11 protein-coding genes are annotated in these 17897 nt (G+C 56.4%); all 11 read left to right on the top strand.

Annotation, left to right across the window (positions count from 1 at the left end; translation table 11 throughout):
* The first annotated feature begins 123 nt into the window (after positions 1-123).
* The 11 genes from H9Q10_RS00280 (at position 124) to H9Q10_RS00230 (ending at position 17503) form a co-directional block, all read left to right on the top strand.
* The gene (locus H9Q10_RS00280; RefSeq protein WP_197902052.1) at positions 124-2061 is read left to right on the top strand and encodes a MacB family efflux pump subunit; all 1938 of its coding nucleotides are present in this window, start codon (positions 124-126) and stop codon (positions 2059-2061) included.
* A gap of 50 nt (positions 2062-2111) precedes the next feature.
* Positions 2112-3560: a TolC family protein gene (locus H9Q10_RS00275; RefSeq protein WP_197902051.1), complete on the top strand. Its 1449-nt coding sequence runs from the start codon at positions 2112-2114 to the stop codon at positions 3558-3560.
* A 580-nt stretch (positions 3561-4140) separates the two neighbouring features.
* Complete coding sequence (locus H9Q10_RS00270; RefSeq protein ID WP_197902050.1) at positions 4141-6228, top strand: carbon starvation CstA family protein; 2088 nt, start codon at positions 4141-4143, stop codon at positions 6226-6228.
* Complete coding sequence (locus H9Q10_RS00265; RefSeq protein WP_197902049.1) at positions 6218-6424, top strand: YbdD/YjiX family protein; 207 nt, start codon at positions 6218-6220, stop codon at positions 6422-6424. The genes H9Q10_RS00270 and H9Q10_RS00265 overlap by 11 nt, the downstream gene beginning before the upstream one ends.
* A gap of 300 nt (positions 6425-6724) precedes the next feature.
* Complete coding sequence (locus tag H9Q10_RS00260) at positions 6725-7411, top strand: epoxyqueuosine reductase QueH (protein WP_197902048.1); 687 nt, start codon at positions 6725-6727, stop codon at positions 7409-7411.
* A 39-nt stretch (positions 7412-7450) separates the two neighbouring features.
* Positions 7451-7774, top strand: a complete 324-nt coding sequence (locus H9Q10_RS00255) for a DUF2322 family protein (RefSeq protein WP_197902047.1) — start codon at positions 7451-7453, stop codon at positions 7772-7774.
* Between the two features lie 418 nt (positions 7775-8192).
* A complete protein-coding gene (locus H9Q10_RS00250) occupies positions 8193-9638 on the top strand; it encodes a peptide MFS transporter (RefSeq protein ID WP_197902046.1) in 1446 nt (481 codons plus the stop codon).
* A 246-nt stretch (positions 9639-9884) separates the two neighbouring features.
* Positions 9885-11327: a peptide MFS transporter gene (locus tag H9Q10_RS00245; RefSeq protein WP_197902045.1), complete on the top strand. Its 1443-nt coding sequence runs from the start codon at positions 9885-9887 to the stop codon at positions 11325-11327.
* Positions 11328-11527: 200 nt separating this feature from the next.
* Positions 11528-13321, top strand: a complete 1794-nt coding sequence (locus H9Q10_RS00240; RefSeq protein ID WP_197902044.1) for an aminopeptidase P family protein — start codon at positions 11528-11530, stop codon at positions 13319-13321.
* A gap of 492 nt (positions 13322-13813) precedes the next feature.
* Complete coding sequence (locus tag H9Q10_RS00235) at positions 13814-15307, top strand: peptide MFS transporter (RefSeq protein WP_197902043.1); 1494 nt, start codon at positions 13814-13816, stop codon at positions 15305-15307.
* Between the two features lie 396 nt (positions 15308-15703).
* Positions 15704-17503 carry an aminopeptidase P family protein gene (locus tag H9Q10_RS00230; RefSeq protein WP_197902042.1) on the top strand — a complete coding sequence of 600 codons (1800 nt, stop codon included), beginning with the start codon at positions 15704-15706 and terminating at the stop codon, positions 17501-17503.
* The last annotated feature ends 394 nt before the right edge of the window (positions 17504-17897 follow it).

The following is a 17897-nucleotide window of genomic DNA, read 5'->3' as shown; positions in this document are numbered from 1 at the left end:
GCTACCTGAAAAATTCGAGCTTCGCAGAAACCTTGCCGCACCCGTTTTAGCTTCGCAGAAACTCAGCTTTGCTCCGCAAAACATCGTTTTCAGGTAGCCTCCCTGCCGCAACGAAAGCCGTATATGAACCTAATCGAATGCCGCAACATCAACCGCTATTTCGGCGAAGGCGCCAACCGCGTCCATATTTTGAAAGACATCAGCCTGAGCATCAAAAAAGGCGATTTCATCGCCATCATCGGCCAATCCGGTTCCGGCAAATCCACACTGATGAACATCCTCGGCTGCCTCGACAGCGCCACTTCCGGTTCCTACCAGATCGACGGCGTGGAAACCGCGCAGATGAGCGGCGACGAGCTGGCCGCGTTGCGGCGGCGCAAGTTCGGCTTCATCTTCCAGCGCTACAACCTGCTCGGCGCGCTCAGCGCCCGCGATAACGTTGCCCTGCCCGCCGTGTATGCCGGCATGGATCAGAAAGATAGGCAGGAGCGCGCTGATATGCTGCTGGCCGATTTGGGCCTGGAAGGCAAAGAAGCCAACCGGCCGAACGAGCTTTCCGGCGGCCAGCAGCAGCGCGTTTCCATCGCCCGCGCCCTAATGAACGGCGGCGAAATCATCCTCGCCGACGAGCCCACCGGCGCACTCGATTCGGGCAGCGGCGAGATGGTGATGGAGATCATCCGCGGCCTGCACGCCAAAGGCCACACCATCATCCTGGTCACGCACGACCCGAACATCGCCGCCTTCGCCAACCGCGTGATCGAAATCAAAGACGGCGAAATCATCGCCGACCACAGCAAAAGCGAAAATATTCCGCCCAGCAGCGTGGAAAGCCGGCCCGAGCAGCAGTCTTGGCTGTTTTTCAAAGATCAGTTTGTCGAAGCCTTCAAAATGTCGGTGCAGGCCATCATGGCGCACAAAATGCGCTCGCTGCTCACCATGCTCGGCATCATCATCGGCATCGCCTCGGTGGTGTCCGTGGTGGCGTTGGGGCGCGGCACGCAGGAGAAAATCCTCTCCGATATCAGCGCCATCGGCACCAACACCATCGGCGTGTATCCCGGCAAAAGCTTCGGCGACCGCCGACGCAACCGCATCCGCACGCTCACCATCGCCGACGCCCAAGCCATCGGCCGGCAGAGCTATGTGGACAGCGTCACCCCGATGACCACCTCCAGCGGTACCGTTACCTACCGCAGCACCAACGTTACCGCCCAGCTCTACGGCGCGGGTGAGCAGTATTTCAGCGTGCGCGGCATCAAGCTCGACCAAGGCCGGCTGTTCGACCAGGCCGACGTGGACGAGGCGGCGCAGGTGGTGGTGATCGACCCGAACACGCGCAAGCAGCTCTTCCCCGACGGCAGCAACCCCATCGGCCAAACCATCCTGTTCGGCAAGCGCCCGCTACGCGTGATCGGCATCAGCGCGGAAGATCAAAACGGCTTCGGCGGCGCCGACAACCTGCAAATGTGGGCACCCTACACCACGGTGATGAACCGCATTTCCGGCGAACGCTACATCAGCTCGGTTACCGTGAAAATCAAAGACGATGTGAGCACCTCGGTGGCCGAGCAGGGCATCAAAGAGCTGCTTCTGGCGCGGCACGGCACCGAAGACTTCTTCACCAGCAACAGCGACAGCATCAAGCAGACCATCGAAAAAACCACCAGCGCCATGACCCTGCTGATTTCCTGCATTGCCTTGATTTCGCTGGTGGTGGGCGGCATCGGCGTGATGAATATCATGCTGGTGTCGGTAACCGAGCGCACCAAGGAAATCGGCGTGCGCATGGCCATCGGCGCGCGGCAGGGCAATATTTTGCAGCAGTTTCTGATTGAGGCCGTGTTGATCTGCCTCATCGGCGGCGCGGCGGGGATTGTGCTCTCCTACCTGATCGGCCTGGGCTTCAACGCATTGGCCACCGAGTTTGCCATGTCGTTTTCCACCTGGTCGATCGTGAGCGCCGTGCTGTGCTCCACCTTTATCGGCGTGCTGTTCGGCTTCATGCCGGCCAAAAATGCCTCGCAGCTCAACCCGATTGCCGCCCTGTCGCGCGATTAGCGGCTTGAGGCTACCTGAAACCAAATAACCCAGCCAAGAAACGAGGGTTTATGAAACCGACAACCCAATCCATCCCCCCCGTCCGTACGGCCGTGCTCGCCCTGCTGCTGCTCGGCGGCTGCGCCATCGACCGCACCCCCAACAGCCAAATCGGCTTGGCGCAGGCGCAAAGCGAAGGCACGGTAAACCAAGCCGCCGCCGTGGCCGATACCGCCGGGCAGTGCGTCCGGGCCGAAGGCTGCGCCTATCAGGCCGACAGCGACTGGTGGCAGGCCTTCGGCGATGCCCGCCTCAATGCCCTGGTGCAACAGGCGCTGGCCAACAACGTCGATTTGAAGCAGGCCGCCGTCAGCGTAAACAAAGCCCTGTATCAGGCCAACATCCTCGGCGCCAACCTCGTGCCGTCCTACAACGCCTCGCTCGGCGCCAACGCCAGCCGCAACCTCGACACCCGCGCCAACAGCCACAGCTACAGCAGCCAGCTCGGCCTAAGCTACGAGCTCGACCTGTGGCGCCGCCTCAACGCCACCGCCTCCGCCCAAGTGTGGGAGCAGCGCGCCACCGAGCAAGACCTCGCCGCCACCCGCCTCACCATCATCAACAACGTGGCCGACGCCTATTTTCAGGTAGCCTATTTAAACGAAGCCATCAAGCTTTCCGAGCAATCGCAGCAACAATACCGGCAAATCCTGCAAATCGCCCGCAGCAAATACCGCCACGGCCGCGCCGCCTCCATCGAAGTCACCCAGGCCGAGCAATCCCTGCTGTCTGCGCAAAACAGCCTGCTCTCCCTGCAGCAGAACCGAGAAAACACCGAAGCCACCCTGCGCAACCTGCTCAATCTGCGCCCCGGCCAGCAAATGGCCGTGCAGCCCGCCGATTTCAGCCTGCCGGAAGGCGGCCAAGTCGATTTAAACGTGCCCGTTTCCACCCTCGCCGCCCGCCCCGACCTCCTCGCTGCCGACTACCGCCTGCAGTCCGCCCTCAAAAGCCAGCAGGCGCAATACCGCAGCTGGTATCCCAGCATTACGCTGAACGCCGCACTCAGCAGCTCGTCCGAACACAGCCGCAACCTCTTCAACGTGCCGATATTGGGCGGCAGCGTCAGCCTCAACCTCCCCTTCCTCAACTGGCACACCCTGCGCTGGCGCGACCGCAATGCCGAAGCCGACTTTGAAAACGCCAAGCTCGCCTTCGAAAAAGCCCTCACCACCGCGCTCAACGAAGTGCAAACCAACTACAGCCAATACCAAAGCAGCCGTCAAAGCCTGGAAAACCTGCGCCGCCGCTACCGCCTCGACGTGGAAAACAGCCGCTACTACCGCGTCCGCTACCAGCACGGCCGCAACGAGCTCAAAGACTGGCTCTCCGCGCTCAATTCCGAATACGGCAGCGCGCAAAGTCTGTTGGAAACGCGCTATCAAACCCTGCGCTACGAAGCCATGGTGTATAAAGCCATGGCCGGCCGCTACCGCCGCACCGATCCGGCGGCACAGTAAAACATTCGGGGCAACATCGGGCAGCCGCATCACGGCTGCCCGTTTTTATGGCCGGTTCCGGTTTGGCCGGGCTGGAGCCGGTGTTTTCAGGTAGCCTAACTGCCTGTGCAAAGGCTACCTGAAAAGTTTTGCTGAAATAATGCCGAAGCAGGACTCGGCTACAAGTTAATATAGCAATAAAGCAGGGGTTTCCGGCCCTATGCCGTTTCTACTTTAACTAAACTCTTTTGAAGCGGATGCGGTGTTTTCAGGTAGCCTGTTGCAGCATGGGAGGCGGCCGGGCAGACAGCAAAACCGGCTTTTTGTAAGTTTGATTTAAGTCAAACAAGCATGTCTTCAGCAGTTTATGCCGCCGAAATTGGAGCTTTTGTCCAATTTCCGGTAAAAATACCGTGGCGTTTGTAAAAATTTTACTCAAGGAATTCCGCAAATATGTTAAGCTTGCCCCGTTTGGCAGGAGCTTTGTCCGCAGCGGTGTTCCGTGCGGCGCGGCAATTGCCGGATAGGTGGCTGCCATAATCGGCAGTGATAAGCTGAACCGCAGCCGTTTTATTTTTATTGAATCGGAGTGTTGTGTATCATGAACAAGCTCAAAAGCATCCTGATATGGGGCGTTGTGGTGCTCGCCGGCCTGGCCGCGTTTACCACTTTGGCCATCCATCGAGGGGAGCAGGTAAGCGCTGTATGGATGGTGATTGCCGCCGTTTCCGTATATTGCATTGCCTACCGTTTTTATAGTCTGTATATCGCCAAAAACGTTATGCAGCTCGACCCGAACCGGCTCACGCCGGCCGAGCGCCATAACGATGGTTTGGATTATGTGCCAACCCATAAGGGTGTATTGTTCGGCCACCACTTTGCCGCCATTGCAGGCGCCGGCCCCTTGGTAGGCCCGGTGCTGGCCGCGCAGATGGGTTATCTGCCGGGCACGCTGTGGATTATCTTCGGCGTGGTGTTTGCCGGTGCGGTGCAGGACGCGATGGTGTTGTTCGTGTCTATGCGTCGTGATGGCAAATCCTTGGGTGACATCGTGAAGCAGGAGCTGGGCACCGTGCCCGGCGTGATTGCCTCCATCGGTATTTTGATGATCATGGTGATCATTATGGCCGTGCTGGCGTTGATTGTGGTGAAAGCCTTGATCCACAGCCCGTGGGGTACCTTCACCATTGCCACCACCATCCCGATCGCCCTCTTTATGGGTATCTACACCCGCTATATCCGTCCGGGCAAAATCGGTGAGATTTCCGTGGTCGGCTTTATCCTGCTGGTGTTGGCGATTGTGTATGGTAAAAACGTGGCCGAAAGCTCTTTCGGGCACTACTTCGACTTGGAAGGCCTGTCTATCGCTTGGGCGGTGATGATCTACGGTTTCATCGCTTCCGTGCTGCCGGTATGGCTGCTGCTGACCCCGCGCGACTACCTCTCCACCTTCCTGAAAATCGGTACCATCATTGCATTGGCTTTGGGCATTATCATCGTTAGCCCGCCGCTGCAAATGCACGCCGTTACCCGCTTTATTGACGGTACCGGCCCGGTATTCTCAGGTCATCTGTTCCCCTTCCTGTTCATCACCATCGCTTGCGGTGCGGTATCCGGCTTCCACGCTCTGATTTCTTCCGGTACCACCCCGAAAATGGTTGAGAACGAAGAACATGTGCGCATGATCGGCTACGGCGGCATGATTATGGAAAGCTTTGTGGCCATTATGGCCCTGGCTGCCGCTGCTTCTCTGGATCCCGGCGTATACTTCGCCATGAACAGCCCGGCTGCCCTGATCGGCACCGATGCTGCCAATGCTGCACAAGTGATCACCACCCAGCTGGGCTTCCCGGTGAGCGAAGCCACCCTGCTGCATGTGGCCAAAGAAGTGGGTGAGCACACTATCCTGTCCCGTGCCGGCGGTGCGCCGACCTTGGCGGTGGGTATGGCTCACATCATGAGCCAGCTGATCCCCGGCGAAAGCATGATGGCGTTCTGGTATCACTTTGCGCTGCTGTTTGAAGCCCTGTTCATTCTGACTGCCGTGGACGCCGGTACCCGTGTGGCCCGCTTCATGATTCAGGACTTGGGCAGTATCTTCTACAAACCGTTCGGCAACACCGACAGCCTGCCGGCCAACCTGATTGCTACTTTCATGGCCGTGGCGCTGTGGGGCTACTTCCTCTACACCGGTGTAACCGACCCGCTGGGTGGCATTAACTCCCTGTGGCCGCTGTTCGGTATCGCCAACCAAATGTTGGCAGGCGTGGCCTTGATCCTGTGTACCGTGGTTCTGATCAAGATGAAACGCGACCGCTACATTTGGGTTACCTTGGTGCCCGCCCTCGGCGTATTGCTGGTAACCTGCTATGCCGGTTGGCAGAAAGTATTCGATTCCAACCCGCGCGTTAGCTTCATGGCCCACGCTGCCAAATACAAAGATGCTCTAGCTAGAGGCGAAATCCTGGCTCCGGCCAAAACCGCTGAAGAGATGAGCCGCATCGCGTTCAACGATACGGTGAACTCCGGCCTGACCATCCTGTTCTTGGCTGTGGTTGTGGTGGTGGCCATCTATGGCTTCCAGGTAGCCATGAAAGCCCGCAAAGTGGCTTGGTCTACCGCTCAGGAAATCCCGCCGGTATACCGCAATGAAGCGGCTGCCGCAGAGGCAGGAAGCAATGAAGCATAACTTCAAGCTGCATTTGCAGAATGCCTGGAAAACGGCGAAGCTGACCGCCAACCTGATGGTGGGCGTGCCGGACTACGCCAACTATGTGGCGCGCCAGAGGCGTTACAACCCGAAGGCGCCCGTTATGACCGAGCAACAGTTTGCGGATTACTGCCGTAAGCGCCGCTGCGGTGCCAACGGCGGCCGCTGCTGCTGATCCCGGTTTCTGCCAGATTGCCTGGAAGGGTTTGCCCTTTCAGGCAATTTTTGTTGGAAGGCTACCTGAAAATATACAGTAGCAGTATGGCAAGGTGAGCCTACGCCGTAGTGGTTTCAATTGAATCCACTATGGTTGCCCCAGATTTTCAGGTAGCCTTTACTCTTAGCAAGAGGCTACCTGAAAAATACCGCTCCCCATCATCTGCCCAACCAGGTTTTCAGGTAGCCCCGTCAGCCCGCCGCGTTTAGTGCTAAAATCGCCACCCAAGCAAACAAGCCCTCAAGGCAGGATAACAATATGAACCGCACCACCGCCGAAGTCACCCCCATCAACCGCCCCGTGCTCATCCCGCCGGGCGGCCATAAAAAAGTATTGCTGCACTCCTGCTGCGCCCCGTGCAGCGGAGAAGTGATGGAAGCCATGCTCGCCTCCGGCATCGACTACACCATCTACTTCTACAACCCCAACATCCACCCGCTCAAAGAATACCTGCTGCGCAAAGAAGAAAACATGCGCTTCGCCGACAAATTCGGCATCCCCTTCATCGACAAAGACGACGACTACGAAAACGACCGCGAAGAATGGTTTGCCAAAGCCAAAGGCATGGAATTCGAGCCCGAACGCGGCATCCGCTGCACCATGTGCTTCGACATGCGTTTCGAAAAAGCCGCCCAATACGCCCACGAACACGGCTTTCACGTCTTCACCAGCAGCCTTGGCATTTCCCGCTGGAAAAACATGAACCAAGTCAACGATTGCGGCCGCCGCGCCGCCGAAAAATACCCCGATTTGGTGTATTGGGATTTCAACTGGCGCAAAGGCGGCGGCAGCGCGCGCATGATCGAAATCAGCAAGCGCGAACACTTCTACCAGCAGGAATACTGCGGCTGCGCCTACTCCCTGCGCGATTCCAACCAATACCGCAAATCACAAGGCCGTCCGCCCATCAAAATCGGTGTCAAATACTACGGCGACGACGAATAAACAGCCAAATTTTAACCACCTGATACAGGAGCACACATCATGGCCACCTTTGCCGAAAACCTCGCCACCTTCCCCGCCATCGGCCATCTTTCCGGCCTGGATATTCGAGATGCCGCCGGGAAAACCGTCCACCACATCCCCGCTGTTCCCGGCAAACTCGGCTCCCTACAACTCTATTATGCCCTGGCCGAAAAGTTCGGCAACCGCCTGGATAGCAAAGCCGCCACACAGGGGCTGGTATGGTTTGCCGAGCACACCGCCGATGCCGCAGCCCACCCCGGCAAACACCCGAATATCGATTTCCTGAAACAGATTATTGATAACAATCAGACTTTACATATTGCTCCGTTAGAAAAGCAATGAAATGGCCGATTGGCTACCTGAAAAAGCAGATAATAACCTTGACTCGCCTCAAATAAGGCTTCTTAATGTTTCTTGACAAAAAAACATGAAAAGATTAATGTTATGCCAACAGTCTTTTCTTTGGGTCGGAGACGATCGTTAATAGAACAGACAATTGCGTATGCTTCTAACGCCGAGTAAACCTTACTTGGAATGTAAAGAAAAGATGTTTTGCCGCAGTGTAGTAATTTGCCGGAAATGGCATGGTCTCATGTTGGCAGAGCTGAGGAAGTAGCAAATCTCAGACAGTTTGGTAGTAATCGGCTGATGTGGTCAGTGCCAAGCGGTATGCTTGTTCCGTATGACGTAACAGCTTGTACGGGATAAGTGTCTGGCAGGGTAACTGCGTTTTTTAAATCTTGATTTAAAGGATGCTGAAATGACGACATCAACCGAAAAAAGATTCTTCGGCCACCCGCGACAGCTGGGTACGCTGTTCTTCATCGAAATGTGGGAGCGCTTCGTTTACTACGGGGTGCAATCCATCTTGATGATTTATATGTATAAGCAGGCCACGGAAGGCGGCGGTTTGGGCATGGAAAAATCGCTCGCTGCCGGTATCGTGGGCGCATACGCCGGTAGTATTTATCTCACCACCATCGTTGGTGGTTGGTTGGCCGACCGTGTGCTGGGTACGAAAAATACCCTGCTTTTGTCTACAGTAGTTATGTTGGCCGGTAATATCCTGCTTGTGATGTTGCCCGGCTATTCTAGTCTGTTGGGCCTGCCCCTTATCTCTTTGGGTAGCGGTAGCTTCAAAGCCACGGCAAGTGCCATGGTGGGTTCGCTTTATGAAGCCGAATCTGAGCAGAAACTGCGCGATGCAGGCTTCTCCATCTTCTATACTTCCATCAACACCGGTGTTTTCCTCGGCACCCTGCTGGCCGGCTATCTGCAGCCAAAATACGGTTTCCGCATGGTGTTCGCCTCTGCCGTGGTCGGTATGGTGCTCTGCTTGCTGACCTTCTTACAAGGCCAACGCAAACTGCCGGAAACGCCTGTTCCCAATCCGTTACCTAAAGAAGAACGTGGTAAAGCCATTGGTATCGTAGTAGCCATTTGCGCCGTTGTTGGTGGTTTGGTTGGTACCGGCCTAGTGAATCTGGAAAACTTCTCCAGCGTACTGCTGGGTGTGGTGGGCGTGATCAGTATTGGTTATTTCTTCTTGATGTTTAACGACAAACACTCTACTGAGGCCGACAAACGCCACTTGGTTGCTTATATTCCGCTGTTCGTGGGGATGTGCCTGTTCTGGGCAACTTATTTGCAGATGTACACCATCGTAGCTGCATATTTTGAAGAAACCGTGCCGCGTCAGGTGGGTAGCTTCGAAGTGCCGGTGGCTTGGTTGCTTACCTTCCAAAGTTTGGCTGTGATCGTGTTGGCTAGTTCTATGGCTATTTTGTGGACCAAAATGGGTGATCGCCAGCCGAGCTCCCAAATGAAATTTGCCTTGGCTACTCTGGTGGTGGGTATCGCTTATGCCATCTTCGTACCCTTCCTTTCCACCAATACGCCGATGCCGCTCGTTATCCTGATGGTGGTGCTGGTGCTGATTACGGTAGCCGAGCTCTTGCTCTCGCCGATTTCCCTGTCGTTTGCCACCAAAGTTGCGCCGCAGGCGTTTAAAACCCAGATGGTGTCGTTTAACTTCCTATCCCTCTCTTTGGGCTTTACGCTCGGCGGTGTGTTGGGCGACAGACTGTATACCCCGGAATCAGCCACTCAGTTCTATATCATTCTGGCTGCTCTCGGTCTTGGTTCTGCCGTGGCACTGTTTGTGCTGATGCCCTTCCTCAACCGCATGCTGCACGATGTGGATTGATATATAGAAGCCTAGCCTTGAGTTGACGAGCGACCTTAGTTTCTATGCCTTGGCTAGGCATATTTTCCAAAAACAGTAACGGCAACCGCTTGAAAGGTCGCTGAGTGAAACATAGGGCTGATCTGCAATAGGGATCAGGCCGGAATCGGTAGGATGCCGCAAGTGTGCGGGCAGCCCTGTGCAGCACGGATGATGTAGAGATGTTGCTGGACTTTATGGCGTACAAACAATGTAAAGGACGCTGAAATGACTACGTCGACCGAAAAAAAATTCTTCGGCCATCCGCATCAGCTGGGAACATTGTTCCAAGTTGAGCTGTGGGAACGGTTTTCGTTCTACAGCATGCAGGCCATTCTGGTAATTTATCTGTATTACCAAGCCGAGAAGGGTGGCCTGGCGATGCCGGAGGCGCTGGCCGTGGGCATCGTGGGTGCCTATAACGGCAGTATCTATCTTTCCACCATCATCGGCGGTTGGTTTGCCGACCGCGTGATCGGCCCGAAAAATACTTTGTTTTTAGCAGTGTCCACCATGTTGGTGGGACACATCCTATTGGTGATGATTCCCGGTGTGGGCAGCTTGGCCGGCTTGCCGTTTATCGCTTTAGGTAGCGGCGGCGTGAAATCCGCCTGCAGCACCTTGGTCGGTTCGCTGTATGAAGACGAATCCACCCGCAATCTGCGCGACGCCGGTTTCTCCATCTTCTATACCGGTATCAACATCGGCAGCTTCTGCGGCTCGCTGGTGGCAGGCTACCTGCAATCCCATATGGGCTTCCGCATGGCCTTTGCCGGTGCGGTGGTTGGTATTGCCATCGGCCTGACGCTGTTTATCAAAGGTAAAAGCAAACTGCCGGATTTGCCGCTGCCCAACCCGCTGCCCAAAGAGCAGCGCGGCAAAGCCATCGGCATGGCTGTGGGCATCATTGCCGTTATCGGTGGTTTGATCGCTACTAAAATCCTGCGTTTGGACAATTTCTCCAGCATCCTGCTGGGTGTGGTAACCTGCATCAGTATCGGCTATTTCTTCCTGATGTTCCACGACAAAGAAGCCACCGAGGCCGACAAACGCCACATCATCGCCTATGTGCCGCTGTTTATCGTGATGTGCCTGTTCTGGGCTATTTATTCCCAAGTGTATAGCTCCGTTACCTTGTATTTCGACAAAACGGTAAACCGCACCTTCGGCGGATTTACTGTGCCGGTAGCTTGGTTGGTGACTTACCAAAGCTTGATTGTGATTAGCTTGGCCGGCGTGATGGCTGCCGTGTGGACCAAAATGGGCACCCGCCAGCCGAAATCCCAGATGAAATTCACCTTGGCCATGCTGTTCTTGGGTTTGGCCTACTTGGGTTTCGTGCCCTTCCTCTCTTCCGGCACGCCGATGCCGATTATCGTGCTGATGCTGCTGCTGCTGGTGATCACCATCGCAGAGCTGCTGCTCTCGCCGATTTCCCTGTCGTTTGCCACCAAAGTTGCGCCGAAAGCGTTTAAAACCCAGATGGTTGCGTTCAACTTCCTCACCCTTTCCCTCGGCTTCACGCTGGGTGGGGTGCTGGGCGACAAACTTTATTCAGACGAAGCCGCCACGCAGTATTTCATGATTCTGGCCGGCTTGAGCATCGGCTCCTTCGTGGTCTTGCTGCTGCTGCTGCCCAAACTCAACAAACTGCTGCACGACGTGGATTGATGCACAATATTTTTCAGGTAGCCTTTAGCCGTATTGAGGCTACCTGAAAACGGGATTCCCCAGATTCAAAATCAAATCTTCGCAGATTCCCTTTCCGTTTTATGTTTCCGCCGCCCGCGAATTCGGGCCGGCTAGGGCAGCTGCGCCCTTATCCTGCGGCCGCTATTTGAAAAATATCAACTTAATCAAGGAGTAAGCAAATGAGCAATCAATATGCCCAACGCCTCGCCGCCCTGCGGCAGGCCATGAAGAAACACCATATCGACGGCTGGATCATCCCCACCGGCGACCCGCACCTCTCCGAATACCTGCCCGCCCGCTGGGAAGGCCGCAACTGGCTCACCGGCTTCAGCGGCACCGCCGGCACCATCATCGTTACCGCCAACTCTTCCGAATTGTGGGTGGACGGCCGCTACTGGGAAGAAGCCGAACACCAATTGCAAGGCACCGGCACCGTACTGAAAAAACTGGTTACCACGCCCACCCATGTGGATTCCCTGGTGGCCCAAGTGCCCGAAAACGGCGTGGTCGGCATCGCCGCAGATGTGCTCTCCCTAGCCGAAAAACGCCATTTGGAACAAGCCTTCGCCAAGAAACACATCAAATTGCGCCACGATGTGGATCTGCTCGACGAAGTGTGGGAAGGCCGCCCCGGCGCTTCCGACAAACCCGTGTTTGCGCAAAAAGCCGAATTCGTGCCCGAAAGCGCCGCCCAGAAACTGAGCCGCATCCGTGCCGCCATGAAAGAGCAGGGCGCCGACTACCACTTGGTTTCCGCACTCGACGACATCGCCTGGATCACCAACCTGCGCGGCAGCGACGTGCCCTTCGATCCGATTTTCCTGTCTTATTTGCTGATTGGCCAAGACAGCGCCACCCTGTTTGTGGACGAAGCCAAGCTCACTGCCGACAGCAAGCAAGTGCTCTCCGATGCCAAAATCGGCATCGCCCCCTATGCCGCCATCGGCGAAGCCGTGGCCAAGCTCAGCGGCAGCCTGCTCATCACCCCCGACCGCACTGCCGTGTACACCCTCAGCAGGCTACCTGAAAACGTGAAGCTGATTGAAAACATCAACCCCAGCACCCTGTTTAAAGCCTGCAAAACCGAAGCCGAAATCCAGCACAACAAAGAAGCCATGGTGCAAGACGGCGTGGCCTTGTGCGGCTTCTTCGCCGAGCTCGAGCAGAAACTGGCTAAAGGCGAACGCCTCAGCGAGCTCGACATCGACACCATGCTGTATGAACACCGCAGCAAACAGCCGCACTTCGTCGGCCTCTGCTTCGGCACCCACGCCGGCTTCAAAGCCAACGGCTCCCTGCCGCACTACCTGGCCAAGCCCGAAAAATTCAGCTACCTCGACGGCGAAGGCATGCTGCTGATCGACTCCGGCGCCCACTACCACAACGGCACCACCGACATCACCCGTATGGTGTATATCGGCACGCCGAGCGCCGAAGAAAAACGCGACTACACCTTGGTATTGAAAGCCCACATCGCCCTCGACCAGGCCGTGTTCCCCGAAAACCTCAGCGGCGTGATTCTCGATGCCGTCTGCCGTGCCCAACTGTGGCGCAAACAGCGCGACTACAGCCACGGCACCGGCCACGGCATCGGCTACTTCCTCAACGTGCACCAAGGCCCGCAGGTGATTTCTATCCTCAAGCCGCTCACCCAGCACAACGCCATGAAGCCCGGCATGGTCACCTCCAACGAGCCCGGCCTCTACCGCCCCGGCAAATGGGGCATCCGCATCGAAAACCTGCTGGTGGCCCGCCGCGTAGAAAACCCCGAGGAAACCGTATTCGGCAACTACCTCTGCTTCGAAGCCATCACTCTGTGTCCGATCAACACCCAATTAATCGACCGTGATTTGCTCAGCACCGAAGAAATCCAATGGGTAAACAACTACCACGCCAAAGTGCGTGCCGCCCTCGCCCCGCGCACCGAAGGCGCCGCCAAAGCCTGGCTGGAGAAAAACACCCAGCCGATTTAAACGCATCGGCCGCATAAGTTTTCCGGCGTAAGCGTTGGAAATGGGAAAAGGCTACCTGAAAACCGGTTTTATTTTTCAGGTAGCCTTTAATTTATTGAAAACAAGCTGGAAAATTATGGTTCGGAAGGCATTGGCCGCGGGTTGATTTACATCGGCTATCGCGTTGATTGTCGGCTAGGTGTAACAAACGGTAAAGAAATCGGAATAATTGTGCGCGGGCTTGACAATTTGCGCTTGCCAAGCCGGCGTATTGCGTGTAAAAGTACGCCCCAATCCTCCTTCAAACAGGAAAGGGTGGCTGCGGAGTGAAAATGCTGCTCGGCATGTTCCGCTTCCGATACCAAACTTTCTTGGGGTAAGGGAGGAATTTATTTTTTGCCGCGCCGATGCCGTATGGGCCGGAAGCAGACTTGCCAAGGGTTGGACGGAGGCGGGGTGCGGCGGTTTTTAGGTAGCCTTCAAACAGGCATAAAAAACATTGAGGAAAGATCCATGACCACTCCAACCAATGAGCAAGTTGCGGCGGCTCCCGCCGTGGGCGCTGGCGCCAGAGCCGATTTTTTCGGCCACCCCCGCCAGCTGGGCACGCTGTTCCACATCGAATTGTGGGAGCGTTTCTCGTTTTACGGTATGCAGGCGATCCTGCTGATTTATTTGTATTATGAAGTGACCAAGGGCGGCTTGGGCATGAATGAGACCAAGGCCGCCGCTATTGTGGGTGCTTACAACGGCAGCATTTATCTGGCCACGATTTTGAGCGGCTGGCTGTCCGACCGCCTGCTGGGCGCAGAAAAAACGCTGTTTTGGTCGGGCGTGGTGGTGATGCTGGGGCACGTTGCGCTGGCAGTGCTGCCGAGCCTGAGCGGCCTGGTGGTGGGCCTTTTGCTGATCGCATTGGGCAGCGGCGGGGTGAAATCTTCTGCCGGGGCGATGGTGGGCTCGCTGTATGAAGAAGAGGCTAACCGGTCGCTGCGCGATGCCGGCTTCTCCATCTTCTATACGGCGATCAACATCGGCGGCTTTGTCGGCCCGCTGATTGTGGGCGTGTTGCAGGTGAAATTCGGTTTCCACTACGGCTTCGGCGCTGCTGCCGTGGGCATGGCTTTCGGCCTGTGGCAATACTGGCGCGGCCGCGCTTCCCTGCCGCACACGCCGCCGGACAACCCGTTGCCGAAACAGAAATATGGCACGGCGCTGGGCGTGGCGGTGGCCGGTTTGGCCGTGATCGGCGGCTGTATCGCTGCTGGCCTGCTGACTTTGGACAACTTCTCGCAGGTGCTGCTGGGCACGGTAATCGTCACCAGCCTGCTGTATTTCATCCGCCTGTTCCGCGATCCGCAGATTTCTAGCGACGAGCGGCGCCATGTGGTGGCTTATGTGCCGCTGTTTATCGTGATGTGCTTGTTCTGGGCGGTATGGTCACAGGTGTTCACGGTGGTGACCGTGTATTTCGACCAAGACCAAGCTGCGCTGCGTATGATTGGCGGTTTTGAGATTCCGGTGGCTTGGCTGAGCGCCTTGCAGAGCCTGTGGGTGATTGTGTTTGCCGGCCTGATGGCGGCTTTGTGGACCAAAATGGGCTACCGTCAGCCGAGAACGCCGATGAAATTCACCATGGCGATGGTCATCTTGGGCGTGTCTTACCTGTGCTTCATCCCCTTCCTCACTTCCGGCACGGTGATGCCGCTGGTGATCATGGCGCTGCTGCTGCTCACCATCACCATCTCCGAGCTGCTGCTTTCGCCGATTTCGCTGTCGTTGGCCACTAAAATCGCGCCGAAATCGTTTAAAACGCAGATGGTGTCGTTCAACTTCCTCACACTCTCGCTGGGCTTTACCTTGGGCGGTGTGCTGGTGGACGAATACTATGTGGCGGAAAAAGCGGTAGAATTCTACGGCCTGCTCGGTGCGCTGGGCATCGGCGGCGGTGTGGTGCTGATGCTGATGATGCGCAAGCTGAACCGTATGTTGAGCGACGTGGATTAATATTTCTATCTTTATAATCAGGCAAACCCGTATCCGGATGGATGCGGGTTTTGTTTTTCAGGTAGCCTCTATTGACATAGAGCAGGCTACCTGAAATATTTTATTGAAATTTTATGCCGCGGCTTGCGGCTGCGGGCGGGCTATACTATAGTCGAAGCCTGCCGAAGTCGGTTCCGCACCGGGTGTGACGGATTGGTATGAAGTAAAATGATTTCGGCCGCGGACGGGCTTGGGGAAGCGGCGCTTTCAGCCGTTGCCGGTTAGCTTGCACAAGCCGAATTGATGGTTTGCCGCCATCCGGCTTCCGGCAATTTCCCCCGAATTCTCGCCGTCCGTTTTCAGGTAGCCAGTTCTCCGGCTGCCGTTATTTCCCATCAAACCGTCAAGGAGCAAGCAATGACTACTAGTCCCGCGCAACGCCTCGCCGCCCTGCGGCAAGCCATGAAAGCACAACAGATTGACGCCTGGATCGTTCCTTCCGCCGACCCGCATATGTCCGAATACCTCCCCGAGCACTGGCGCGGCCGCACCTGGCTGTCCGGTTTCGACGGCTCGGTCGGCACCCTGGCCGTCACCGCCGATTTCGCCGAACTGTGGGTGGACAGCCGCTATTGGGAGCAGGCCAAACGCCAGCTGGAAGGCAGCGGCTTTGTGCTGCAAAAACTCGGCCAAGGCCGCCCCAGCATGCTCGAATCGCTGGTGGAAAGGCTACCTGAAAACGCCGTAGTCGGCATTCCCGCCGACGGCCTCTCTTTGGCCGGCAAACGTGAAATGCAGGCCGAATTTGCTAAGAAAAACATCCATCTGTGGCATGACACCGACTTACTCAACAGCTTCTGGAACGACCGCCCGGGCCTGCCCGCCAACCCCGTATTCGTGCACAAACCCGAATTCTCGCCGGAAAGCGCCGTTGAAAAACTGAGCCGCGTGCGCGCCGACATGAAAAAGCTGGGAGCCGACCACCACTTGATTTCCTCGCTCGACGACCTCGCTTGGATCACCAACCTGCGCGGCAGCGACGTGCCCTTCAACCCCGTGTTCCTCGGCTACCTGTTGATCGGCCCCGAGCGCGCCACCCTGTTCATCAACCCCGCCAAACTTGGCGACGAAACCCGCCAGGCCTTGGCCGCAGCCAAAATCGACGTAGCCGACTACGGCAGCATCGTGGAAGCCATGAGCAAACTGAGCGGCACGCTTTTTGTCGACCCAGACCGCACCGCCGTGTACACCCTCAACAGGCTACCTGAAAACGTGCGCGTAGTGGAAGACATCAACCCCAGCACCATTTATAAAGCCCGCAAACCCGAAGCCGAAATCGAGCACACCAAAGAAGCCATGATCCGCGACGGCGCAGCCCTGTGCGGCTTCTTCGCCGAACTGGAGCAGAAACTGGCCGCCGGCGAAACCGTAACCGAGCTCGACATTGACACCATGCTGTATGAACACCGCAGCAAACAGGCGCATTTCGTATCGCTCAGCTTCGACACCATCGCCGGCTTCAACGAAAACGGCGCCCTGCCGCACTATGCCGCCACCCCCGAGCATTTCAGCACCATCAAAGGCCCGGGCCTGCTGCTGATCGACTCCGGCGCGCACTACCTCGACGGCACCACCGACATCACCCGCGTCATCCCTGTCGGCGGCGAGCCCACCGCGCAGCAGAAACGCGACTACACCCTCGTGCTCAAGGCCCACATCGCCTTAGCCGAAGCCGTGTTCCCCGAAGGCCTGTCCGGCCAGATTCTCGACACCATCTGCCGCGCCCCGCTGTGGAAAGAGCAGTGCGACTACGGCCACGGCACCGGCCACGGTGTTGGCTACTTCCTCAACGTGCACCAAGGCCCGCAGCGCATCGCCTACAACGTGGCCGGTATCAAGCACAACGTGATGGAGGAAAACATGATCACCTCCAACGAGCCCGGCCTCTACCGCCCGGGCAAATGGGGTATCCGCATCGAAAACCTGGTGGTGCACCGCCGCGTGAAACAGCCGGCCGAAACCGAATTCGGCAGCTACCTCTGCTTCGAGCAGCTTACCCTGTGCCCAATCGACACCCAGCTCATCGAGCGCAGCATGCTGAGCGATGAAGAAGCCGCCTGGCTGAACGACTACCACGCATTGGTACGCGAAAAACTGGCTCCGCGCACCGAAGGCGCCGCCAAAGCGTGGCTGGAAAGAAATACCCGGCCGATTTAAACCACTCGGCCTAGCCGCTTGATCAAAAGGCTACCTGAAAAATACCGCTTCCTATGAAGCCAGAAATTTTCAGGTAGCCTTTTTTACGTATGTTGCCATCGGGCAGAAGGAGTAGGGCGCGTTACCGTGTAACATGCTAATAAATCAAGCATTGTTAAGTTTTCTTTACTTTACTTTCGTTTACATTAAAGCAGATTTCTTTGCGCTAACTCAAATTTAAAGCATGATTTCAATCAAAAAGATTTGTCTTTCAAAAAGCGGTTATGCTAATATTCGCCCAACAAACGAGCTAAAAAGCGGTAACAATTGCACTGGCTTAGCATTCTTTAATATCCAAGTGGTATTCAGTCGCAATTGAATCGGCCGTTTTGCAAACAGTTTGATACTGGATTAA

Origin of the sequence: Eikenella glucosivorans, assembly GCF_016025525.2 — a bacterium.
Lineage (GTDB): Bacteria > Pseudomonadota > Gammaproteobacteria > Burkholderiales > Neisseriaceae > Eikenella > Eikenella glucosivorans.
The sequence above is the reverse complement of the archived record's forward strand: the minus strand, read 5'-3'. Positions and strand labels throughout refer to the sequence as shown.

What these genes read in the sequence shown, in the direction of transcription:
- H9Q10_RS00235 (WP_197902043.1), top strand. Translation starts at nt 13,814, where the DNA reads ATGACCACTCCAACCAATGAGCAAGTTGCGGCGGCTCCCGCCGTGGGC.
- H9Q10_RS00265 (WP_197902049.1), top strand. Translation starts at nt 6,218, where the DNA reads ATGAAGCATAACTTCAAGCTGCATTTGCAGAATGCCTGGAAAACGGCG.
- H9Q10_RS00230 (WP_197902042.1), top strand. Translation starts at nt 15,704, where the DNA reads ATGACTACTAGTCCCGCGCAACGCCTCGCCGCCCTGCGGCAAGCCATG.
- H9Q10_RS00240 (WP_197902044.1), top strand. Translation starts at nt 11,528, where the DNA reads ATGAGCAATCAATATGCCCAACGCCTCGCCGCCCTGCGGCAGGCCATG.
- H9Q10_RS00255 (WP_197902047.1), top strand. Translation starts at nt 7,451, where the DNA reads ATGGCCACCTTTGCCGAAAACCTCGCCACCTTCCCCGCCATCGGCCAT.
- H9Q10_RS00270 (WP_197902050.1), top strand. Translation starts at nt 4,141, where the DNA reads ATGAACAAGCTCAAAAGCATCCTGATATGGGGCGTTGTGGTGCTCGCC.
- H9Q10_RS00280 (WP_197902052.1), top strand. Translation starts at nt 124, where the DNA reads ATGAACCTAATCGAATGCCGCAACATCAACCGCTATTTCGGCGAAGGC.
- H9Q10_RS00250 (WP_197902046.1), top strand. Translation starts at nt 8,193, where the DNA reads ATGACGACATCAACCGAAAAAAGATTCTTCGGCCACCCGCGACAGCTG.
- H9Q10_RS00245 (WP_197902045.1), top strand. Translation starts at nt 9,885, where the DNA reads ATGACTACGTCGACCGAAAAAAAATTCTTCGGCCATCCGCATCAGCTG.
- H9Q10_RS00260 (WP_197902048.1), top strand. Translation starts at nt 6,725, where the DNA reads ATGAACCGCACCACCGCCGAAGTCACCCCCATCAACCGCCCCGTGCTC.
- H9Q10_RS00275 (WP_197902051.1), top strand. Translation starts at nt 2,112, where the DNA reads ATGAAACCGACAACCCAATCCATCCCCCCCGTCCGTACGGCCGTGCTC.